The sequence below is a fragment of the Embleya sp. NPDC008237 genome (assembly GCF_042956465.1).
Classification (GTDB): domain Bacteria; phylum Actinomycetota; class Actinomycetes; order Streptomycetales; family Streptomycetaceae; genus Embleya.
In genome coordinates, this window is sequence record NZ_JBIBGL010000001.1 from 100402 (window position 1) to 122728 (window position 22327).

The 22327-nt window shown below is 69.8% G+C and carries 20 protein-coding genes and 1 tRNA gene; 20 read left to right on the forward strand and 1 reads right to left on the reverse strand.

Features of this window, described 5'->3' with window-relative positions; all coding sequences use genetic code 11:
- Nucleotides 1–65 precede the first annotated feature (65 nt).
- A tRNA-Arg gene (locus tag ACFZBU_RS00385) sits at nucleotides 66–137 on the reverse strand.
- Nucleotides 138–280: 143 nt separating this feature from the next.
- On the opposite strand from ACFZBU_RS00385, the gene ACFZBU_RS00390 reads away from it, so the two are divergent.
- The 20 genes from ACFZBU_RS00390 (at nucleotide 281) to ACFZBU_RS00485 (ending at nucleotide 22292) form a co-directional block, all read left to right on the forward strand.
- The gene (locus ACFZBU_RS00390) at nucleotides 281–781 is read left to right on the forward strand and encodes a response regulator transcription factor (RefSeq protein WP_391581219.1); all 501 of its coding nucleotides are present in this window, start codon (nucleotides 281–283) and stop codon (nucleotides 779–781) included.
- A gap of 264 nt (nucleotides 782–1045) precedes the next feature.
- Nucleotides 1046–2698 (forward strand): arginine--tRNA ligase, encoded by a 1653-nt coding sequence (argS, locus tag ACFZBU_RS00395; RefSeq protein ID WP_391581220.1) that lies wholly within the window; start codon nucleotides 1046–1048, stop codon nucleotides 2696–2698.
- A gap of 223 nt (nucleotides 2699–2921) precedes the next feature.
- Nucleotides 2922–4310, forward strand: a complete 1389-nt coding sequence (gene lysA / locus ACFZBU_RS00400; RefSeq protein WP_391581221.1) for a diaminopimelate decarboxylase — start codon at nucleotides 2922–2924, stop codon at nucleotides 4308–4310.
- A gap of 522 nt (nucleotides 4311–4832) precedes the next feature.
- Nucleotides 4833–6122, forward strand: a complete 1290-nt coding sequence (locus tag ACFZBU_RS00405; RefSeq protein ID WP_391581772.1) for a homoserine dehydrogenase — start codon at nucleotides 4833–4835, stop codon at nucleotides 6120–6122.
- 7 nt (nucleotides 6123–6129) lie between these two features.
- Nucleotides 6130–7212, forward strand: coding sequence for a threonine synthase (thrC, locus tag ACFZBU_RS00410; protein WP_391581222.1), 1083 nt, complete (start codon nucleotides 6130–6132; stop codon nucleotides 7210–7212).
- Between the two features lie 671 nt (nucleotides 7213–7883).
- Entirely contained in the window at nucleotides 7884–8798 is a 915-nt protein-coding gene (gene thrB, locus ACFZBU_RS00415) for a homoserine kinase (RefSeq protein WP_391581223.1), read from the forward strand.
- A 575-nt stretch (nucleotides 8799–9373) separates the two neighbouring features.
- On the forward strand, nucleotides 9374–11491 hold the full coding sequence (gene rho / locus ACFZBU_RS00420; RefSeq protein WP_391581224.1) for a transcription termination factor Rho: 2118 nt from the start codon (nucleotides 9374–9376) through the stop codon (nucleotides 11489–11491).
- A gap of 367 nt (nucleotides 11492–11858) precedes the next feature.
- Nucleotides 11859–12083 (forward strand): 50S ribosomal protein L31, encoded by a 225-nt coding sequence (gene rpmE / locus ACFZBU_RS00425; RefSeq protein WP_355543038.1) that lies wholly within the window; start codon nucleotides 11859–11861, stop codon nucleotides 12081–12083.
- Nucleotides 12084–12251: 168 nt separating this feature from the next.
- Nucleotides 12252–13307 carry a peptide chain release factor 1 gene (gene prfA / locus ACFZBU_RS00430; protein WP_391581773.1) on the forward strand — a complete coding sequence of 352 codons (1056 nt, stop codon included), beginning with the start codon at nucleotides 12252–12254 and terminating at the stop codon, nucleotides 13305–13307.
- A 10-nt stretch (nucleotides 13308–13317) separates the two neighbouring features.
- The gene (gene prmC / locus ACFZBU_RS00435; RefSeq protein WP_391581225.1) at nucleotides 13318–14163 is read left to right on the forward strand and encodes a peptide chain release factor N(5)-glutamine methyltransferase; all 846 of its coding nucleotides are present in this window, start codon (nucleotides 13318–13320) and stop codon (nucleotides 14161–14163) included.
- Nucleotides 14164–14299: 136 nt separating this feature from the next.
- Entirely contained in the window at nucleotides 14300–14947 is a 648-nt protein-coding gene (locus ACFZBU_RS00440; RefSeq protein WP_391581226.1) for an L-threonylcarbamoyladenylate synthase, read from the forward strand.
- Nucleotides 14944–15594 (forward strand): low molecular weight phosphatase family protein, encoded by a 651-nt coding sequence (locus tag ACFZBU_RS00445; RefSeq protein ID WP_379988075.1) that lies wholly within the window; start codon nucleotides 14944–14946, stop codon nucleotides 15592–15594. The genes ACFZBU_RS00440 and ACFZBU_RS00445 overlap by 4 nt, the downstream gene beginning before the upstream one ends.
- Before the next feature lie 297 nt (nucleotides 15595–15891).
- Complete coding sequence (gene glyA, locus ACFZBU_RS00450; RefSeq protein ID WP_391581227.1) at nucleotides 15892–17175, forward strand: serine hydroxymethyltransferase; 1284 nt, start codon at nucleotides 15892–15894, stop codon at nucleotides 17173–17175.
- A 225-nt stretch (nucleotides 17176–17400) separates the two neighbouring features.
- Nucleotides 17401–18756: an MraY family glycosyltransferase gene (locus ACFZBU_RS00455; protein ID WP_391581228.1), complete on the forward strand. Its 1356-nt coding sequence runs from the start codon at nucleotides 17401–17403 to the stop codon at nucleotides 18754–18756.
- Nucleotides 18757–18880: 124 nt separating this feature from the next.
- Entirely contained in the window at nucleotides 18881–19357 is a 477-nt protein-coding gene (locus tag ACFZBU_RS00460; RefSeq protein WP_391581229.1) for a hypothetical protein, read from the forward strand.
- A 133-nt stretch (nucleotides 19358–19490) separates the two neighbouring features.
- On the forward strand, nucleotides 19491–19673 hold the full coding sequence (locus ACFZBU_RS00465) for an AtpZ/AtpI family protein (protein ID WP_020549132.1): 183 nt from the start codon (nucleotides 19491–19493) through the stop codon (nucleotides 19671–19673).
- Between the two features lie 86 nt (nucleotides 19674–19759).
- On the forward strand, nucleotides 19760–20575 hold the full coding sequence (atpB, locus tag ACFZBU_RS00470; protein ID WP_391581230.1) for a F0F1 ATP synthase subunit A: 816 nt from the start codon (nucleotides 19760–19762) through the stop codon (nucleotides 20573–20575).
- 78 nt (nucleotides 20576–20653) lie between these two features.
- Nucleotides 20654–20887 carry an ATP synthase F0 subunit C gene (atpE, locus tag ACFZBU_RS00475; RefSeq protein ID WP_201260819.1) on the forward strand — a complete coding sequence of 78 codons (234 nt, stop codon included), beginning with the start codon at nucleotides 20654–20656 and terminating at the stop codon, nucleotides 20885–20887.
- A 32-nt stretch (nucleotides 20888–20919) separates the two neighbouring features.
- Nucleotides 20920–21477, forward strand: coding sequence for a F0F1 ATP synthase subunit B (locus ACFZBU_RS00480; RefSeq protein WP_391581231.1), 558 nt, complete (start codon nucleotides 20920–20922; stop codon nucleotides 21475–21477).
- On the forward strand, nucleotides 21477–22292 hold the full coding sequence (locus ACFZBU_RS00485) for a F0F1 ATP synthase subunit delta (protein ID WP_391581232.1): 816 nt from the start codon (nucleotides 21477–21479) through the stop codon (nucleotides 22290–22292). The genes ACFZBU_RS00480 and ACFZBU_RS00485 overlap by 1 nt, the downstream gene beginning before the upstream one ends.
- Nucleotides 22293–22327: the final 35 nt, after the last annotated feature.

Genomic DNA, 22327 nt, shown 5'->3' on the forward strand with positions numbered 1-22327 from the left:
AAGAGGCCGAAAACAAAAACAGCAGCTCACGTGGCTTCGTGGCTGCTGATCCTGGTGACGCTGTGTGCCCCTGGCAGGATTCGAACCTGCGCACACGGCTCCGGAGGCCGTTGCTCTATCCCCTGAGCTACAGGGGCTCGGGTGATGTGAACATTACCAGCTCTGGGGAGTGGGTTGCGAAGGGGTTGATGGGTGGGGTGGGGAGGGGGCGTGGGGGAGGTGTGGATGAGATGTGCGGATCGGGCCCCCAGGTGGGTGTGGGGGGCCTAACCTCACTGGCGTGGGCGGGATTGGTGGTGAGGCGGCGCGGGTGCTTGTCGTGGATGACGATGAGGTGATTCGGCAGCTGATCGCGGTCAATCTGCGGCTGGAGGGGTTCGTGGTCAGTACCGCGTGTGATGGTGAGGAGTGTTTGCGGCTCGTGCACGAGGTGCGGCCGGACTTGGTCACGCTTGATGTGGTGATGCCGCATCTGGATGGGATCGGGACCGCTGCTCGGTTGCGGGCGGATCCGCGGACCAGTGAGTTGAAGATATTGATGATCAGTGCCTGTGCGCAGGATGAGGACTTCTCCCGGGCGCGGGCGGTCGGGGTCGACGGGTATTTGACCAAGCCGTTTCATCCGGAGCAGCTCATTCGGCTCGTGCGTGCGTTGTCGCCGGAGCCGTTGTCGGCCGATCCCCTGCCGGATCTCTCGACGGATTCGGCGCTGGACCTCTCGGCCGAGCTCGCGGCCGACCCCGCGCCGGATCCCTCGGCCGAGCCCGCGCCGGATGGTTAGGCCGACCCCGCGCCGGATGGCTGGGCCGGATCTCTCAGCCGATTCCGCGCCGGTGATCCTTCGGTCGACCCCTGTCTGATCCTTCGACCGATCCCGCGCCGGTACATCGCGGCCGCGCCCGCGGCCCACCCGCGCCGCGCCCGCGGCCCACCCCGCGACCGACTCACCGGGTCCTCCTGCCCGGACCCTCCTCGGGAGTCTCACTCGAATGACCTACCCCGCCCGCCGGGCGGGTTGGGCGGCGGGTCGCCTACGCTTGTCCCCGTGACCCCCGCAGAGCTTTCGCAGTCAGTGTTGTCCGCGGTTCGTGCCGCCGTCGAGGCGGGCGAGCTCGCCGTTGCCGTGCCCGAGAGCACGACGGTGGAGCGACCCAAGAACCGCGAGCACGGGGACTACGCGACGAACATCGCGTTGCAGCTCGCGAAGCCGGCCAAGCGACCGCCGCGGGAGATCGCCGAGTTGCTGGCCGCGCGGATCGCGCAGGCGCCCGGCGTGGCCAAGGTCGACATCGCCGGTCCGGGCTTCCTGAACATCACCTTCGACACGGCCACCCAGGGCGAGTTGGCCCGCACCATCGTCGAGGCCGGCGCCGAGTACGGCAGCAACAACGCGTTCGACGGGCTGAAGATCAACCTGGAGTTCGTCTCGGCGAACCCGACCGGGCCGATCCACATCGGCGGCGTGCGGTGGGCCGCCGTCGGCGACTCGCTCGGGCGGATCCTGCGTGCGTCCGGTGCCGATGTGACCACCGAGTACTACATCAACGACGCCGGCGTGCAGATCGACAAGTTCGGCAAGTCGCTGATGGCGGCGGCCAACGGTCGGCCCGTCCCCGAGGACGGCTACGTCGGCGCGTACATCAACGACATCGCCGCCGACATCGTCGCCGAGCACCCCGACGTCTCCAGCCTGGCCGACGCCGAGCAGGAGAAGGTCTTCCGGGCCACCGGGCTCAAGCTGATGGTCGCCGAGATCCAGCGCTCGATGGAGAACTTCGGCGCGCACTTCGACGTGTGGTTCTCCGAGACCACGCTGCACGAGTCCGGCGCGGTGGAGAAGGCGATCGAGCGGCTGCGCGAGCAGGGCCACGTCTACGACGACAACGGCGCGATCTGGCTGCGCACTACGGACTACGGGGACGACAAGGACCGGGTCCTGGTCAAGTCCGACGGCGAGAAGACCTATTTCGCCTCGGATGCCGCGTACTACCTGAACAAGCGCGACCGCGGCAACGAGGTCGCCGTCTACATGCTCGGCGCCGACCACCACGGCTACGTCGGGCGGCTCAAGGCGATCGCGGCGTGTGCGGGCGACGACCCCGAGCGCAACATCGAGATCATCGTCGGCCAGTTCGTGAAGATGATGCGTGCCGGCGAAGAGGTCCGGATGTCCAAGCGCGCGGGCAACATCATCACCATCGACGACGTCGTCGAGTGGATCGGCGTCGACGCCGCGCGGTACTCGCTGGCGCGCTCGTCCACCGACTCCACCATCACGCTGGACATCGACATCCTCACGTCGCACAAGAACGAGAACCCCGTGTTCTACGTTCAGTACGCGCATGCGCGGATGTCCGCCGTCGAGCGCAAGGCGGCCGAACGCGGCATCGTCAAGGGCGAGTTCAAGCCCGAGCTGCTGTCCACCGAGTGGGAGTCCGACCTGCTCGGCATGCTCGGCGAGTTCCCGCGCGTGGTGGCCAAGGCCGGCGAGATGCGCGAGCCGCACCACGTCGCGCGTTACCTGGAGCAGTTGGCCGGCACGTACCACCGCTTCTACGACCACTGTCAGATCCTGCCCAAGGGCGAGGAAGAGGTCACCGACCTGACGCACGCCCGAATGTGGTTGGCCGAAGCCACGAAAACCGTGGTGGCCAACGGCCTCGCCCTGCTCGGGGTGTCCGCCCCCGAGCGCATGTGACGGACCGTCACAACGCAGGCGACAGGCCGAAGGCCGGGCACATGCCCGGCCTTCGGTCGTTCCGGCCCCCGGGACACAGGCCACAGGACACCAGCCGACAACCCCCGGCCACCGGCCACCCACCGGGCGCCACCCCGCCGGCGCCCACCCCCGCGAGCGGTCCACCACCCCGCACGCGACCCACCCCACACCGACGCCCTCACCCCACGGGGAGCACCACGACATGAGCCGCTCCGCCCACCCCGCCGGTCCCCGCCACGCGGACGTCCTGCCCGACGGCGCGCCGCCGATCGCGCCCGAGGACCTGACCCTGCTCGACCCGAAGATCTGGCCCGCGGGCGCCGAGCGCGGCGCCGACGGTGTGGTCACCATCGCCGGCCTGGACGTACGCGAACTCGCCCGCGAGTTCGGCACCCCCGCCTACATCCTCGACGAGGCGGACTTCCGGGCCCGCTGCCGTGCCTGGCGCGAGGCGTTCGAGGGCGCCGACGTGTTCTACGCGGGCAAGGCCTTCCTGTGCCGCGCGCTGGTGCGCTGGATCGCCGAGGAGGGGCTGAACCTGGACGTGTGTACGGCCGGCGAGCTTGCGGTCGCGCTGTCCGCGGGCATGGACCCGGCCCGGATCGCCTTCCACGGCAACAACAAGTCCGCCGCCGAACTGGAGCGCGCGCTGGAGGTCGGCGTCGGCCGGATCGTGGTCGACTCGTTCGAGGAGATCAGCCGGCTCGCCTTCCTGGCCGACCGACGCGGCGTCACCCAGAAGGTGCTGGTCCGGATCACCGTCGGGGTCGAGGCGCACACCCACGAGTTCATCGCCACCGCGCACGAGGACCAGAAGTTCGGCTTCTCGCTGGCCGACGGCCAGGCGGCCGAGGCGGTCCGTCGGATCCGCAAGCTCGAATCGCTCGAACTGATCGGCCTGCACTCGCACATCGGCTCGCAGATCTTCGACACGGCGGGCTTCGAGGTGGCCGCACGCCGGGTGGTCGGCCTGCTGGTCGCGGTCCGCGACGAGCACGGCGTCGAACTGCCCGAGATCGACCTCGGCGGCGGTCTGGGCATCGCCTACACCTCCGCCGACGACCCGCAGTCGCCCGCGGTGATCGCCGCCTCGCTGCTGGACATCGTGCGCCGCGAGTGCGCCGCCGCCGGCCTGGCGGCACCCCGCCTGTCGGTCGAACCCGGCCGCGCGATCGCCGGGCCGGGCACCTTCACGCTGTACGAGGTGGGCACGATCAAGCCGCTGGAGGGCCTGCGCACCTACGTCAGCGTCGACGGCGGGATGTCGGACAACATCCGCACCTCGCTCTACGACGCCGAGTACAGCGTGACGCTCGTCTCACGTGCGAGCGACGCGGCGCCGATGCTCTCCCGCGTGGTGGGCCGGCACTGCGAATCCGGCGACATCATCGTCAAGGACGCCTACCTGCCCGCCGACCTGGCTCCCGGCGACCTGCTCGCGGTGCCCGCCACCGGCGCCTACTGCCGTTCGATGGCGAGCAACTACAACCACGTGACCCGCCCGCCGGTGATCGCGGTCCACGACGGCGCCGCACGCGTCATCGTGCGGCGCGAAACCGAAGAGGACCTGCTCCGCCTCGACATCGGCTGAGCAAAACCTGATCGGCCGAGCAAGACCCGACCGGCCGAGCAAGACCCGACCGGCCGAGCAAGACCCGACCGGCCGAGCAAGACCGGGCCGGCCGGGCAAGACCGGGCCGGCCGAGCAAGACCCGATCGGCCGGGCAAAACCCGACCGGCTGGGCAAACCCCGCGGCAGCGGATCGCCGACAACGGCAGGATGCAATGCGCAGGCCCGGCCGGGTACCACCCGGCACCCGCCGGAAACCCGGCCCCGGCCGGACACCCCCGGCACGGTCCGGACGACCGCAGAAAAACGAGAACAACGAAACAAGAACAATGGAACGATCGGGGGTCGCCGCGTGGCGGCCCCCGGGCTCGGGAGAAAATCCCGTTGCCCGCATGTGAGGCCGCAAGAATTGTCGTCTCGGATCCTGGACCGGCCCCGGTTCGGCCAATGATCCGAGCGACACTTGTCGGCACTGCCTGTCTCCGGAAATCCCCCGGACGGCAGACTCGGACAACCTTTGTCTTCGAGAAGTGAGGTCGGATGATGCGTACGCAGCCGCTGAAGGTGGCGCTGCTCGGTTGTGGTGTGGTCGGCTCCGAAGTGGCCCGCATCATGACGACGCACGCGACCGACCTCGCCGCCCGAATCGGGGCCCCGATCGAGCTCGCCGGAGTGGCCGTACGCCGCGCCGGGCGCGAGCGCGCGGGCATCGACCCCGCGCTGATCACCACCGACGCGGTGGAACTGGTCAAACGCGACGACATCGACGTGGTGATCGAGGTGATCGGCGGCATCGAGCCCGCCCGCGGCCTGATGTTGTCCGCGATGGAGCACGGCGCCTCGGTGGTCTCCGCCAACAAGGCGCTGCTGGCCGAGGACGGCTCCACGCTGCATGCCGCCGCCGCGAAACACGGCGTGGACCTCTACTACGAGGCCGCCGTCGCCGGCGCGATCCCGCTGCTGCGTCCGCTGCGCGAGTCGCTCGCCGGGGACAAGGTGGAGCGGGTCCTGGGCATCGTCAACGGCACCACCAACTTCATCCTGGACCGGATGGACTCGACCGGTGCCGGCTTTGCCGAGGCGCTCGACGAGGCGACCGCGCTGGGCTATGCCGAGGCCGACCCCACCGCCGACATCGAGGGCTTCGACGCCGCCGCCAAGGCCGCGATCCTGGCCGGTCTGGCGTTCCACACCCGGGTGACCGCCGCCGACGTGTACCGCGAGGGCATCACCGAGGTCAGCGCCGCCGACGTGGCCAGTGCCAAGGCGATGGACTGCGTGGTCAAGCTGCTGGCGATCTGCGAGCGCGGTGCCGACGGGCAGAGCGTCAGTGCCCGCGTGCACCCGGCGATGATCCCGCGTACGCACCCGCTGGCGTCGGTACGCGAGGCGTACAACGCGGTCTTCGTCGAATCCGAGGCGGCCGGGCAGCTGATGTTCTACGGCCCCGGAGCGGGTGGCGCGCCGACCGCGAGCGCGGTGCTCGGCGACCTGGTCGCGGTCTGCCGCAACAAGCTCTCCGGCGCCACCGGGCCCGGTGAATCGGCCTACGCCCAGCTGACCCCGCAGCCGGTGGGCATCGCCCGCACCCGCTACCACCTCAGCCTGGACGTGGCCGACCGGGCCGGCGTGCTGTCCCAGGTGGCCGCGGTGTTCGCCCAGCACGACGTGTCCATCGACACGGTCCGTCAGCAGGGCCGGGACGGGGATGCCACACTCGTGATCGTCACCCATACCGCCACCGACGCCGCGCTCGCGGCGACCGTCGCCGATCTGCGCGGTATGGACATCGTCCGTGACATCGCCGGCATCATGCGGGTCGAAGGGGAGTAGAGGGACCGTGAGCGCGCTCAAGGAAGGCGTCCGCACCACTCAGTGGCGCGGGGTCATCGAGGAATACCGCGACCGTCTGCCGGTCTCGGCGAACACACCCGTGGTCACCCTGCGTGAGGGTGGTACGCCGTTGGTCCCCGCCCAGGTGCTCTCCGAGCGCACGGGATGTGAGGTTCACCTGAAGGTCGAGGGCGCCAATCCGACCGGGTCCTTCAAGGACCGCGGCATGACGATGGCGATCTCCAAGGCCAAGGAGGAGGGCGCGCAGGCGGTCATCTGCGCATCCACCGGCAACACCTCGGCCTCCGCCGCCGCGTATGCGGTGCGCGCCGGGATGGTCTGCGCCGTACTGGTCCCGCAGGGCAAGATCGCGCTGGGCAAGATGGGCCAGGCGCTCGTGCACGGCGCGCGCATCCTCCAGGTCGACGGCAACTTCGACGACTGCCTCACGCTCGCCCGCGATCTGGCCGAAAAGTATCCGGTCGCGCTGGTGAACTCGGTCAACCCGGTCCGCATCGAGGGCCAGAAGACCGCCGCCTTCGAGATCGTCGACATGCTCGGCGACGCGCCCGACATCCACGTGCTTCCGGTGGGCAACGCGGGCAACATCACCGCGTACTGGAAGGGCTACAACGAGTACGCCGCCGATGGCCTGGCCGGCCGCCGGCCGCGCATGTGGGGCTATCAGGCGGCCGGTTCGGCGCCGCTGGTCAACGGCGCGCCGGTGCTCTCGCCGCAGACGATCGCCACCGCGATCCGGATCGGCAACCCCGCCTCGTGGGACTTCGCGATCGCCGCGCGGGACGAATCGGGGGGTCACATCGAATCGGTGACCGACCGTCAGATCCTCTCGGCGTATCGGCTGCTGGCCGCGCAGGAGGGCGTCTTCGTGGAGCCGGCGTCCGCCGCGAGTGTGGCCGGATTGCTCCAGGCGGCCGAACAGGGTCGCGTCGATCCCGGCCAGCGGATCGTCTGCACGGTCACCGGCAACGGCCTCAAGGACCCCGACTGGGCGGTGGCCGGCGCGCCCAAGCCGGTCGTCGTCCCGATCGACGCGTCCGCCGCCGCCGCCCAGCTGGGCCTCGGCTGACCCGCGGCACACCACCCGCAGCACGCGTCGGCGGCTCGGACCACCGCTCCCGGCACCCGCCGAGGGCGACCCGCGCCGCCGACCCGCGCCGCGACCCGGAAGAAACCCCGCGTCGCGGCACCCGGGGCGCAAGCCGGCCGGCCCCGCCGGGAAAATCGCCACTCCGGCCGGGAAAGCCGAGCCCACTCCGGAATGTCGGCCGCCATCGGGGGAAAGCTTCCTATGCCGGGGAAAGCCGTCCCGACCAGGGAAAGTCGCCCCCAGGGGAGCCGCCCCGCCCCGGAAAGCCACATCCCGCCGGGGAAGGGGAAAGCGACCCCGCCCGGGCAAAGCAGACCCGACCCGGGAAAGCAGACCCCGCAACCGGGGTGGAAAGCGCCCGGAACCGACCGGGGCGGCCGACGATCCCCGTCGACAACGGCTTCCGCCCCCTTTCGATCCCATTTCCGGTACCAATCCCACGACGCGGTGGTTACGGTGTCCCGCGAGGGAACGCACCTTCGGTAGGCTGATCACCGGACGCGACCTTGCACTCGTTCCGCGGCACATGCCGCCCGAGTCTCGCGTCTGTTCCTGCCGTTCCGCAGCACCCGCGATTTCCCGAACGCGCCACCGGTTCGGACCGTCCCGTGAAGGTGCCCGGAACTCCACGAGGAGGAGTGTCCACGCGTATGGCCGGCCCCGCATTCCGTGCCGCCCCCGTCCGGGTTCGCATCCCGGCCACGAGCGCCAACCTGGGTCCCGGGTTCGACGCGTTCGGACTCGCGCTCGGACTGTACGACGACGTCGCCGTCCGGGTCGCGGACGAGGGCTTGTCGATCGACATCGCAGGTGAGGGCGCCGACGACCTGTCCCGGGACGAGAACCACCTGGTCGTGCGCGCGGCCTACGCCGCGTTCGAGGCGATGGGCGGCCGACCGCCCGGCCTGGACGTCGTGTGCGCCAATCGCATCCCGCACGGGCGCGGACTGGGCTCGTCCGCCGCGGCCATCTGTGCCGGCGTGATCGCGGCCCGGGCGCTGACGATAGGCGGCGCGGACCGTCTCGACGACGACGCCACCCTGGCCCTGGCGACCGAGCTCGAAGGCCACCCGGACAACGTCGCCGCGTGTCTGCTCGGCGGCTTCACGATCGCCTGGACCGACGAGGACGGCCCTCGGGCGGTGCGATCGACCCCCGACCGGGGTATATCTCCCGTCGTGTTCGTACCCTCCGTTCCGCTGTCCACCGAGGTCGCCCGCGGCCTGCTGCCGGCCAAGGTGACGCATCGCGACGCCTCGGCGAACGCGGGGCGCGCCGGCCTGCTGGTCACCGCGTTGACCTCGCGTCCGGACCTGCTGTTCGCCGCGACCGAGGACCGGCTGCACCAGACCTACCGTGCGCCCGCGATGCCCGCGAGCGCCGAATTGATCGACAAGCTGCGCGCACAGGGGATGGCCGCGGTCGTCTCCGGCGCGGGGCCGACCGTGCTCGCCCTGGTCACGCACGACCGCGTGGACGAGGCGATCGGCAGCGCCGGGCCCGATTGGGTGGTTCGGCAATTGCACGTGGACGGGGCCGGAGCAAGCGTCATGCCACTGGCGTGACCTGCGTACTCGCCGTTCGTTGGCAGTACGCCCGGTAGGCGGGAGCCGGCCCGACCGCGGACCCGGTGCGGCCGGGCGAGTGGTCGGCGACGGTGGTGGATTGGTTCACTCCACTGCACTACCGCAGGAAAAAAAGGGCTGCGCCGGGGGAGCGATGGGGTGGGGGAATGTCTCTTGGGTCCGGTAGTGTTAGCGTCATCACCGCACCAGATCCCCCGCCCGCATAGGGTTGGGCGCGTTCGGTGCTCTGTGGCCACGATCCTTTGGGAGTCTCCCCTCCTGCCTGTCCTTCGTGACGAACGTGGCTCCCCGATACAGACCGGCGGAACCACCGCGCCGCGTCGAGCTCATCCCGGGGACCCGAGGGCTGTTCCTTCACAGGAAATCGAGCCCCTACAGGAATACGAGCCCCCACAGGCATACATGAGCCCGATCCTCGCAGTACTGGGCACATTTTCGACGATTCCCGCCATCCGGCGGACCACCGCACCGGACCGCACTGGAAGCGGGACGGACAGCACAACCGGTCGCCGAGCCCCCTCAAGGCCGACGCCCGCTCCAGGGAAGGACCCTTCGTGAGCGACACCACCGAACTCATGGACGCAACGCCGCAGGCCGCGTCCGCCTCGGGTGACGCGGTTGCCACCGCGGACGCCCCCGCTCCCGCCACGCGGCGCCGCCGCTCGACGGGCACCGGCCTCAACGGCATGGTGCTGGCGGAGCTGCAGCAGGTCGCCACCGGGCTGGGCATCAGCGGCACCGGCCGCATGCGCAAGAGCCAGCTGATCGAGGCCATCCAGGCAAAGCAGGGTGGATCGGACGCCGCTCCCGCTGCCGCCGCCACGAAGCCGGCCCGGGCGACCAGGGCCAAGGCCGCCGCTGCCGCCGCGGACAACGGCGCGGCGCCCGCCGAGGTCGCCGAGGCGCCCGCCGAGGCGCCGGTCGCGGAGGCGCCCACCCGGGCCCGCCGGGCCGCCCGGACGCGGGTCGCGGTCGAGGCACCGCAGATCGAGATTCCGGAGCAGGCAGCCGCCGAGGCGCCCACCAACGGCCGCACCCGGCGCGAGCAGGGCGAGCCGGCGGCCGAGGTCGTCGAGGCCCCGACGCGCCGTCGCGGCGAGCGCGCCGAGCGCGCCGAGCGCACCGGCGACGACCAGGGCGAGCAGCGCGAAGGCGGCGAGCGGGAAGGCCGTCGCGAGCGTCGCGAGCGTGGCCAGAACCGGCGCGACCGCGGCGAGCGCAACAACGAGCGCGGCGGCGAGCGCACCGAGCGCGCCGAGCGCCCGGAGCGCGGCGAGCGGGCCGAGCGCGGCGACCGCAACAACAACGAGCGCGGCGACCGCGGCGAGCGCGGCAACGACCGCGCCGAGCGGGCCGACCGCGGCGGTGAGCGCGGCAAGCAGCAGCAACAACAGCAGCAGCAGGACAACGACCCGATGGGTCCGGACGACGACTTCGAGGGTGGCGGCCGTCGGCGCCGTGGCCGTTACCGCGACCGCAACCGTCGCCGCGGTGGCCGCGAGGGCTTCGAGACCAACGAGCCCGTGCTGGCCGACGACGACGTCCTGGTCCCCGTTGCGGGCATCCTGGACATCCTCGACAACTACGCCTTCGTGCGGACCTCGGGCTACCTGCCCGGCTCCAACGACGTGTACGTCTCGCTCGCCCAGGTCCGCAAGAACGGCCTGCGCAAGGGTGACGCCATCGTCGGCGCGGTGCGTCAGCCGCGCGACGGCGAGCGTCGGGAGAAGTTCAACGCGCTCGTGCGCCTGGACACGGTCAACGGCATGGAGCCGGAACAGGCGCGGCAGCGCTCCGACTTCAACAAGCTGACTCCGCTGTACCCGCAGGACCGGCTCCGCCTGGAGACCGACTCCAGCGCGCTGACCACGCGGATCATCGACCTCGTGTCGCCGATCGGCAAGGGCCAGCGTGGCCTGATCGTCGCGCCGCCCAAGGCGGGCAAGACGATGGTGCTCCAGGCGATCGCCAACGCGATCACCGTGAACAACCCCGAGTGCCACCTGATGGTCGTGCTCGTGGACGAGCGCCCCGAAGAGGTCACCGACATGCAGCGCTCGGTCAAGGGCGAGGTCATCTCCTCGACCTTCGACCGGCCCGCCGAGGACCACACGATCGTCGCCGAGCTGGCCATCGAGCGCGCCAAGCGCCTGGTCGAGCTGGGCCACGACGTGGTCGTGCTGCTCGACTCGATCACCCGCCTGGGCCGCGCGTACAACCTCGCGGCGCCCGCCTCCGGCCGCATCCTGTCCGGTGGTGTCGACTCGACCGCGCTGTACCCGCCGAAGAAGTTCTTCGGCGCGGCGCGCAACATCGAGAACGGCGGCTCGCTGACCATCCTCGCCACCGCGCTCGTCGAGACCGGCTCGCGGATGGACGAGGTGATCTTCGAGGAGTTCAAGGGCACCGGCAACATGGAGCTCAAGCTCGACCGCAAGCTCGCCGACAAGCGGATCTTCCCGGCGGTGGACGTGGACGCGTCCAGCACCCGCAAGGAAGAGATCCTGATGGCCTCGGACGAACTGGCGGTCGTCTGGAAGCTGCGGCGGGTGCTGCACGCCCTCGACCAGCAGCAGGCCATCGAGCTGCTTCTGGACAAGATGAAGAAGACCAAGAGCAACGGCGAGTTCCTGATGCAGATCCAGAAGACGACGCCGATGCCGAACGACTAGTCGGGGTCGGACGTGGGGTCCGGGGGTCGCCCCCGGATCAGCACAGCCGGAAGACGACGCCGATGCCGAACGACTGGTCGGGGTCGGACGTGGGGTCCGGGGGTCGCCCCCGGACCGGCACGGCCGGAAGACGACGCCGATGCCGAGGAGCGGATCCTCGGGTCGGTCGTACACACAACGCAACACGCAACGACAAGGCACGGCGTCGGCCGGGAGGGAATGTCACGACCTCGGTCGTGGTTGGGCGGTACAGACCCTGATTTGGGTCCGGTCGCCCCCTCCTGGCAGACTGCTCTGTCGGCCCCGGTTCACGTGACGCCCACTCGGGCGTACGACCCGGCGCCCTCCCGAACCCAAGGAGACTCCTGTGAAGCCCGACATCCACCCCGAGTACGTGGAGACCACCGTCACTTGTGGCTGTGGCTCGACGTTCACCACGCACAGCACCGCGACCAGCGGCCAGATCCGCGTCGAGGTCTGTTCGCAGTGTCACCCGTTCTACACGGGCAAGCAGAAGATCCTCGACACGGGTGGCCGTGTGGCGCGCTTCGAGAAGCGCTTCGGCAAGCAGCCGGTGGCCGGCAACAAGTAGCGACCCTGCGGCGCCGGAGGAGCGGTGGGCCTTGTCCAAGGTCCGTCCCGCCCCTCCGGCGCCGTTCGTTTGTCCTCCCATCCGGCGTCCCGCCGATCCCGCCACCGCGTTACCGATCCCGCCGAGTTCGCGGCCATACCCCAGAGGAGCCCCCCAGTGTTCGAGGCGATGGACGACCTGCTCGCCGAGCACGCCGACCTGGAGCGACAGCTCGCCGATCCGGCCGTGCACACGGACCAGACGCGCGCGCGCAATCTCGGGCGGCGCTACGCCGAACTGGGGCCGATCGTGGACGCCTACCGGCAGTGGTCCAGTGCCGCCGACGACGTCGGGGCCGCACACGAACTGGTCGCCGAGGACCCGGACTTCGCCGCCGAGGCGGAGGAGGCCGAGCAGCGCCGCGAGGAGTGCGCGGAGAAGCTGCGCCGGTTGCTCGTGCCGCGCGACCCGGCCGACGACAAGGACGTGATCCTGGAGGTCAAGGCGGGCGAGGGCGGCGAGGAATCGGCCCTGTTCGCCGGCGACCTGCTGCGGATGTACCTGCGCTATGCCGAGCGGGCCGGCTGGAAGACCGAGATCCTCGAATCCAACGAGTCCGATCTCGGCGGCTACAAGGACGTCCAGGTCGCGGTCAAGACCAAGGGCAACCCCGCGCCCGGCGAGGGCGTCTACGCCCGGCTGAAGTTCGAGGGCGGCGTGCACCGTGTCCAGCGGGTGCCCGCCACCGAGTCGCAGGGCCGCATCCACACCTCCGCGGCCGGCGTCCTGGTGCTGCCCGAGGCGGAGGACGTCGAGGTCGAGATCAACGCCAATGACCTGCGCATCGACGTGTACCGCTCGTCCGGCCCCGGCGGCCAGTCGGTCAACACCACCGACTCCGCGGTGCGCATCACGCACCTGCCGACCGGAATCGTGGTCTCCTGCCAGAACGAGAAGAGCCAGCTCCAGAACAAGGAGTCGGCGATGCGCATCCTGCGCGCCAGGATGCTCGCCGCGGCCCAGGAGGAGGCCGACAAGGAGGCCTCCGACGTGCGTCGCAGCCAGGTCCGCACGGTGGACCGCTCCGAGCGCATCCGGACGTACAACTTCGCGGAAAACCGGATTTCCGACCACCGCGTGGGCTACAAGGCGTACAACCTGGACCAGGTGCTCGACGGCGATCTCGATCCGGTCATCCAGGCGTGTGTGGACGCCGACATGGCCGCCCGGCTCGCCCACCAATAACGGAGACGAGATGAATCTGCTGCTCGCCGAGGTGGCCCAGGCCACCCTGCGACTGGCCGACGCGGGCGTTCCCTCTCCGCGCTTCGATGCCGAGGAACTCGCGGCGTTCGTGCACGGCGTCAAGCGTGGCGCCCTGCACACCGTCGCCGACGGCGACTTCGACGCGCGGTTCTGGGAGGCCATCGCGCGCCGGGAGGCCCGTGAGCCGTTGCAGCACATCACCGGGCGCGCGTTCTTCCGATACCTCGAACTCCAGGTGGGCCCGGGGGTGTTCGTGCCTCGCCCGGAGACCGAGGTGGTGGTCGGCTGGGCGATAGACGCGCTGCGCGCGATGGACGTGGCCGAACCGCTGGTGGTCGACCTGTGCACCGGCTCCGGCGCGATCGCGCTCGCCGTCGCCCAGGAGGTGCCGCGCTCGGTCGTGCACGCGGTCGAGCTGGACCCGGACGCGTACCGCTACGCCGCGCGCAACGCGAGCGGCTCACGGGTGGTCCTGCACCGGGGCGACGCGCTCGCCGCGCTGCCGGAGCTGGACGGCACGGTCGATCTGGTGATCAGCAATCCGCCCTACGTCCCGCTGGACGAGCGGGACGAGATGGCGCCCGAGGCCCGCGACCACGACCCCGAACTGGCGCTGTTCTCCGGGCCGGACGGGCTCGACTTCATCCGGATCCTGTCCAAGACCGCCTACCGACTGCTGCGCCCCGGTGGTCTGGTGGTGGTCGAGCACGCCGACACCCAGGGCGGCGCGGTGCCGTGGATCTTCAACGAGGAAGCCGGTTGGGTGGACGCGGCCGATCACCGCGACCTGACCAATCGCCCGCGCTTCACCACCGCACGCAAGGAAGGCGCGTGAACCGCGCGCCCCGCACACTCGCAGCACCCGCACCATCCGCACCATCCGCACCGCCTGTGTCGTCCGCACCGCCCGTACTGCCCGCAGTGCCTGTATCGCCCGTACCGCCCGTACCGCTTCAGGAGGTAAGTGCCCGATGAGCCGACGCTACGACTGCTCCGACGCGATGGACCGTGGGCTCGGGCTGCGTGAGGCGACCGGGGCGATCAAGCGCGGCGACCTGGTCGTGCTGCCGACGGACACCCTGTACGGCATCGGCGCGGACGCGTTCACCCCGCACGCGGTGCACGCGTTGTTGGACGCCAAGGGCCGCGGCCGCAACATGCCCTCGCCCGTGCTCGTCGGCTCGCCGAACACGCTGCACGGGCTGGTCACCGGCTTTCCCGAGGTGGGCTGGGAACTGGTCGACGCGTTCTGGCCGGGTGCGCTCACCATCGTCGCGTTCCACCAGCCGTCGCTGATGTGGGACCTGGGCGATACGCGCGGCACGGTCACGGTGCGCATGCCGCTGCATCCCGTCGCGATCGAGTTGCTCATCGAGACCGGACCGATGGCGGTCAGCAGCGCGAACCGGTCCGGCAATCCGGCGGCGACCACGGTCGACGAGGCCGAGGCCCAGCTCGGCGACTCGGTGTCGGTGTACCTGGACGGCGGCACGTGCCCCTCGACCGCGCCGTCCTCGATCGTCGATCTGACCGCCGGCCGCCCCCGGTTGCTGCGTGAGGGTGCCCTGTCGCTGGACACGTTGCGCGAGGTCGTTCCCGACCTGGAGGGCGTGAATTGACCCCGCCACCACCCGTGGGGCACTCCTACGGGCCGTACGGGTCCGCGGCCGACTCGTTTCGGATCCTGTTCGTGTGCACGGGGAGCATCTGTCGCTCGCCGATCGCCGAGCGGCTCGCCCGACTCGGCCTGGAGCGCCGGCTGGCCGCCGACGACGCGGTCCGGCTCAGCGTGCAAAGCGCCGGGACCTGGGGGCACGAGGGTGCGCCGATGGAGCCGCACGCGGCCGAGGTGCTGCTCGAATACGGCGCCGATCCGGGCGACTTCCACGGCCGCGAGCTGCTCGACGAGCACGTCGCCGAGGCGGACCTGGTGCTCACCGCGACGCTGGACCACCGCGCGCACGTGGTGTCCATGGGGCATGCCTCGGGGCTGCGTACGTTCACGCTCAAGGAGTTCACCCGGCTGGTCGCGGTGCTGGAGCGGGCGCCCTACCCCGAACGCGATCTGGTCCAGCGCGGTCGCTCGCTGGTGCGCGCCGCCGCGGCGCTGCGCGGCCGGTTGGCCGCGCCCGATCCGGAGTGGGACGAGGTGGCCGACCCGTACGGCGCGCCGCTGAGCGTCTTCCGGGCCTGTGCCTCCGACATCGGCTCGGCCCTGGATCCGGTGCTCACCGCGCTCACCGGACACCCCGCGCACAGCCTCTGACCGACGGGTCGTCTTGCGGGTCGCGAGCAGGTGCGCCGCGCGGTCGGCAACGGGCCGGAATCGACCCGGGAAGAGCCTGTCCGTGTCCGGACCCCCGGCATATGGTGGAGGCGTCCCTGCGGCCCGGTGCCACGCCCGGCGACGTTCACCCCGCCACGGCGCCCGGTACGGCACTTCGTCGCCCCGCCGACTCCGAGTACGTCCGGTACACGAACGTTCCGGCGGCACGCCGATGCACCGCACCGAACACCGCGACGGGGCAAACGTTGCCGAGCGCGGCACTGGAGGCGCAGTCCCATGGGCACTCCCGACTCCACGTCGACTCCCTTCTGGGGACCGGACTTCGGCGCCCTCCACGAGGCGGATCCGGAGATCGCCGAGGTGCTCCTGGGCGAGTTGGCCCGGCAGCGCGGCGGCCTGCAACTGATCGCCGGCGAGAACTTCACCTCCCCGGCGGTGCTGGCCGCGCTCGGCAGCACGCTCGCCAACAAGTACGCCGAGGGTTACCCCGGGCGGCGCTACTACGGCGGTTGCGCCGAGGTGGACCGTGCCGAGGAACTGGCCGTACACCGGGCCCGCGCCCTGTTCGGCGCCGGGCATGCCAACGTACAGCCGCATTCGGGTACCGCCGCGAACCTGGCGGCGTACGCGGCGGTGCTGGCACCGGGCGACATGATCCTGGCCATGTCGCTGCCGCACGGCGGGCACCTCACCCACGGTTCCCGGGTGAATTTCTCCGGCCGCTGGTTCCACGCGGTCGCCTACGGGGTCCGGGAGAGCGACGAACGCATCGACTACGACCAGGTCCGGGACCTGGCCCTGGCGCACCGGCCGCGATTGATCGTGTGCGGCGCCACCGCATATCCCCGACTTGTCGATTTCGCGGCATTTCGACAGATCGCCGACGAGGTGGGTGCCTACCTGATGGTGGACGCGGCCCACTTCATCGGCCTGGTCGCGGGCGACGCGGTGCCCTCGCCGATCCCGTTCGCGGACATCGTCACGTGCACCACGCACAAGGTGCTGCGCGGTCCGCGCGGCGGGTTGATCCTGTGCCGGGAGGAATTCGCCGACCGGATCGACCGGGCGGTGTTCCCGTTCAGCCAGGGCGGCCCGCACATGCACGCGGTGGCCGCCAAGGCGGTCGCGCTCGGTGAGGCGGCGACTCCCGCGTACCGGGTGTACGCACGTCGTGTGGTGGCCAACGCGCAGGCCCTGACGCAGGGCCTGCAGGCCGAAGGTCTGCGGGCGGTCTCCGGGGGTACCGACACCCACCTCGCGCTGTTGGATCTGCGGCCGATCGGGGTCAGCGGCAGTGACGCGGAACGCCGCTGCGAGCGGGCGGGCATCACGCTGAACAAGAACGCCGTCCCGTTCGATCCGGCCAAGCCGATGATCGCGTCCGGGATCCGGGTCGGCACGGCCGCGGTGACCACGCAGGGCATGACCGAGACGGACATGAAGGAGATCGCCCTGCTGATCGGCCGGGCGGTGCGCGAGGACGACGAGGGCGTGCTGCGCGAGGTGCGGGTGGCGGTGGCCGAACTCGTCGCGACCCGCCCGGCGTACCCGCGCCGGTGAGGGGCGGATTTCGGCGGACCCGGTTCCGACAAACCCGCCCCGGGGTGGCTGGGACCGGGGGGACTGTGGTTACGTGTGGGGCGACGGGCCGGTGGCGGCGCCACCGAGCATTGTGCGATCGTCCCTCGCCGGTGAAGATTGGCGATTCTCCCGGGGAGCGGCGGCACCTCTAGTCTGATGCCCGTGCTGCCGCTGGGATGTGCCGAAGCCGGGGACGGTTGAGTCTTGCGCGAATACCTGCTCACGCTGTTCGTCGCCGCTGCGGTGACCTACCTGCTGACGGGCGCGGTCCGCCGGTTCGCCATCGCCGCGGGTGCGATGCCCGAGATTCGCGCGCGCGACGTGCACAAGGAGCCGACCCCGCGGCTCGGCGGGTTGGCGATGTTCGGCGGCCTGTGTGCGGGTCTGTTGTTCGCGCGGCATCTGCCGGTGCTCCAGGACGTGTTCACCTCCTCGACCGACGTACAGGCGCTGCTGTCCGGCTGCACGCTGATCTCGGTGCTCGGGGTGATCGACGACAAGTGGGGCGTCGACGCGATCATCAAGCTGCTCGGTCAGGCGCTCGCCGCGGGCGTGATGGTCTGGCAGGGCATCGTGATCCTGTGGCTGCCCATCCCCGGTTACGGCACGGTCGGGTTGACGCCGACCCAGGGCACGCTGCTGACCATCGGGATAGTGGTCATCACGATCAACGCGGTGAACTTCGTGGACGGCCTGGACGGCCTCGCGGCCGGCATGGTGTGCATCGCCGCGCTCGCCTTCTTCGGCTACTCCTACCGGCTCTGGTTCGGTTACGGCGTCTCCGGCGCCGCCGCGCCGACGCTGTTCACCGCGCTGCTGATCGGGATGTGTCTGGGCTTCCTGCCGCACAACCTGCACCCCGCGCGGATCTTCATGGGCGACTCCGGCTCGATGCTGATCGGCCTGATGCTGGCCGCCGCGGCGGTCACCGTCACCGGTCGGATCGACCCGGGCGCGATCATGGCGCAGAACGACGGCTCGCTGACCTTCACCACGCACAAGCTGGTGCCGGTCTACATCCCCTTGGTGCTGCCCTTCGCGGTGCTGGTGGTGCCGCTGATGGACCTGGTGATGGCGGTCGGCCGGCGCGGTTGGGCGGGTCGCTCGCCGTTCGCCGCGGACAAGGGCCACCTGCACCATCGGCTCCTGGAGATCGGCCACTCGCACAGCCGTGCGGTGCTGATCATGTACTTCTGGTCCGGCCTGATCGCGTCGTTCACCGTGCTCATCTCGGTCCGCCCGGAACGGCGTCCGATCGTCTACGTGGGCCTGGGTCTGATCGCCCTGGGACTGGTGATCCTGATGTTGCCGCGGTTCAAGCCGCACGTGCCCACCGAGCTGCACAACGTGGTTCCGCCGCGCTATCGCCGGCTCCGTCGGCGCGGGCGCGGCGCGAACGTTCCGGTCGACCGGATGGTTCCCGGCGAATCAGACGGCGTACGGCTGAACGGAGCATCCGCCACACCCGCCACAGGCTCCACAGGAAATCCCGAAGATCCCTCCCGACCTGCGGATTTGCCGGTGGGTAGAGGGTCGCGAAAGGGTGGTGGAAGGCTGTGAGCTTGTACACACGAACGGGTAAAGCTCTGCTCAAATAGTTTGTGATATCGTTCACGAACCAGGATCAACGGCCGATGAACCCCCAGCAACGAGGGTTCTGACCCCCCACGGCCATTCCCGAGCGTTGCGTCGTCCCGAGCGCGTGTTCGGGCGGCTGATCCACCCCTTGCCCCCCACTGATGCCGGAGTCACCGACATGCAGGCCAATGACGTCCGCCTTCTCCGTGGTTCGGTCGTGTGCACGACCGCAGCCGGAGTAATCGCGGCCATCGCGGCCTTCTTCGCGGCCGGTGGCAAAGGACTTCTCGGCGCGGTGTTCGCCACCGTCGTCGTCCTGGCCTTCTTCGCGATCGGCCAGTTGGCGATCGGGCGTATCTCGCGCAACAACCCCCTCATGATGATGAACATGGCGCTCTTCACGTACATCGTGCAGATCCTGCTGTTGGGGTTGGTTTTGTTCCTGTTCAAGGACACCGAGGCGTTCGACACGAAGGTGTTCGGACTCACGATTCTCGGGGCCACGCTCGTCTGGGTCGCCTCGCAGGTCTGGGTCTTCACCCGGCTGAAGATCGCCTATGTCGAACCGGACGGAGAGCGATGACATACGAACGTCGTCGGTCGAGAGCGGCACGGGGTTCGCGGACCGGGTATGTAGACGCGACGCAGGTACTGCTAATGTCCGGGGCGTCATGAGCGAGAGAGGCCCCCGTCCACCGGACCGAGAGAATCGGGCGATGGACGGTGCCGCATGGTCGAGTGTCGGTTACCTGCTGAGCGGCATGCTGTTCTACGGCGGCATCGGCTGGCTGATCGACCGGTGGACGGGCCACTCCGCCCTGTTCCTGCCGATCGGCCTGGTCGTCGGAATCGCTCTGTCCCTGGTTCTTGTCTTTGTCCGCCACGGCAGGTCCTCCTGACCGGGCCCTGTTGCGTGCCGCTCCGTGGCCCTCGCCACGCCGACACATCGAGGTAGCCGAAATCATGCTTCACGACGAAGGAGTCGGTGGTGACTGCTGACGTCCAGACGCTCGCCAGCGAGAGCGGATGTCACCTGTTCTCCGGGTGCGGCTTCCCCTCGCCCGGGCTGAACGTCTTCGAGTTCAAGCCGATCTTCTCCATCGGGGCCTTCGACTTCACGAAGCCGATGTTGCTCGCGCTCATCTCGATGCTGCTGGTGATCGGCTTCTTCTGGAGCGCGTTCGCCAAGCCCAAGATGGTGCCGCGCGGCGCGCAGAACGTCGGCGAGTTGGGCTACCTGTTCGTTCGCGACAACATCTCGCGGGAGACGATGGGCAAGAAGGGCGACCCCTACGTCCCCTTCCTGTTCTCGATCTTCTTCTTCGTGTGGATCATGAACGTGATGGCGATCATCCCGTTCGCCCAGTTCCCCGCGACTTCGCGGATCGCCTTCCCGGCATCGATCGTCGGCATCGTGTACGTGACCTACCTGGTCCTGGGCATCAAGAACCAGGGCTTCGTCGGTTACTTCAAGAACATGATGTTCCCGCCCGGTCTGCCGAAGGCGATCTACTTCCTCCTCGCGCCGATCGAGCTGCTGCAGGGTCTGATCACCCGGCCGTTCACCATGGCGGTCCGACTGTTCGCGAACATGTTCGCCGGACACATGCTGATCGTCACCTTCAGCGTCGGTGCCTGGTACCTGCTCGGCTTCCACGTCGGGGCGCTCTTCTCGGCGACCTCGTTCCTCGTGGTCGTCATCCTGACCGCCTTCGAGCTGATGATCCAGGCGCTGCAGGCGTACATCATCACGCTGCTCGCGGCCTCCTACATCTCCAGCTCGCTCGAAGCCGAGCACTGAGAGACCCGCAGACCCCCTTCCCTCCTCGACCGTCGTCCGGTGGATCGTCCATCGGCCTCGAAAAAAGGATCAGTTCCCATGATGAACCTCGCCGCCGAAGGCGTTTCGGGCAGCCTCGGTTCCATCGGTTACGGCCTCGCCGCCATCGGCCCCGGTATCGGTATCGGCATCATCTTCGGTAACGGTGTCCAGGCCATGGCCCGTCAGCCCGAAGCTGCCGGTCTGGTCCGCCAGAACATGCTGCTGGGCTTCGCCCTCGCCGAGGCGCTCGCCCTCATCGGCGTTGTCATGCCGTTCGTCTACGGCACCTGATTCATCCGCTACGGACGGAAGGTCCTCACACCGTGATTTTCCTCGCCAACAGCGAAGAGAAGATGAACCCTCTTCTCCCGCCGCTCGACGAGATCATCATCGGTGGCGTGGCGTTCCTCATCGTCTTCGGCTTCCTGTGGAAGATGCTCCTTCCCAAGATCGCCAAGACGCTGGCGGACCGTACGGACGCCATCGAGGGCGGTCTCAAGCGTGCCGAAGAGGCGCAGGCCGAGGCCCAGGCCGAGCTGGAGCGTTACCGCGACCAGCTCGCCGAAGCCCGTCGTGAGGCCGGCCGCCTCACGGAGGACGCCCGCGAACAGGGTGCCGTCGCCATCGCCGAGATGCGCGCCGAGGGTCTGCGGATCAAGGACGAGATCGTCACCGCCGGCCACACCCAGATCGAGGCCGACCGCAACCAGGCCCAGAACGCGCTGCGTCAGGACGTCGGCAAGCTGGCCGTCGACCTCGCGTCGCGCATCGTCGGGGAGTCGCTCGAGGACGAGGCGCGTCAGCGTCGGGTCGTCGACCGCTTCCTCGAGGAGCTGGAGGCCAAGGCTTCCGCAACGGCGACCTCGGAGAAGGTGCGCTGATGCAGGGCGCCAGCAGGGAATCCCTCGCCGCGGCTCGTGAGCGCCTCGATGCGCTCGCGACCGCGACCGGTACCGACATGGTCCAGTTGGCCCAGGAGCTCGACTCCGTGGTCATCCTGCTCGACCAGACGGTGTCGCTGCGTCGAGTCCTCACCGACTCGACGCGCTCCGGGGAGGCCCGCGCGGCCTTCCTGGCGCAGCTCCTCTCCGGTCAGATCTCCGGTACCACGGCGGACCTGCTCGGCGGACTCGTCCGCACGCGTTGGTCGAGCCCGCGCGACCTGGTCGACGCGATCGACGAACTCTCGGTGTCCGCCGAGCTGATCGCCGCCGAGCGCGACGGGAAGCTCGACGACCTGGAGGACGAGCTGTTCCGTTTCGGTCGGATCGTGATCGGCGAGCGCGAATTGCGCTCGGCGCTGAGCGACCCGAGCGTGGCGAACGCGCGCAAGGCGGAACTGGTTTCCGGACTGCTGGACGGCCGGGCCCAGCCCGTCACCCGGCGGCTGATCACCAGGCTTGTCGCACACCCGCGCAGCCGTAACCTTGAACACGGGCTGGAGTCGTACGCGCGCCTCGCCGCCGATCGTCGGCGTCGCATGGTCGCGTTGGTCACGGTCGCACTGCCCCTCACCGAGGAGCAGCGCACTCGCTTGGCCGCGGCGCTGGGCCGGATGTACGGCCGCGAGGTCCACCTGAACGTGGAAATCGATGCCGACGTCATCGGCGGGGTCCGCGTGGAGATCGGTGACGACGTCATCGACGGCACCGTGACCACACGTCTCGAAGAAGCGGGCCGACGGCTCGCCGGCTGAGACACCGGACGACAGGGGCGTCGTCGTCCGCCCGG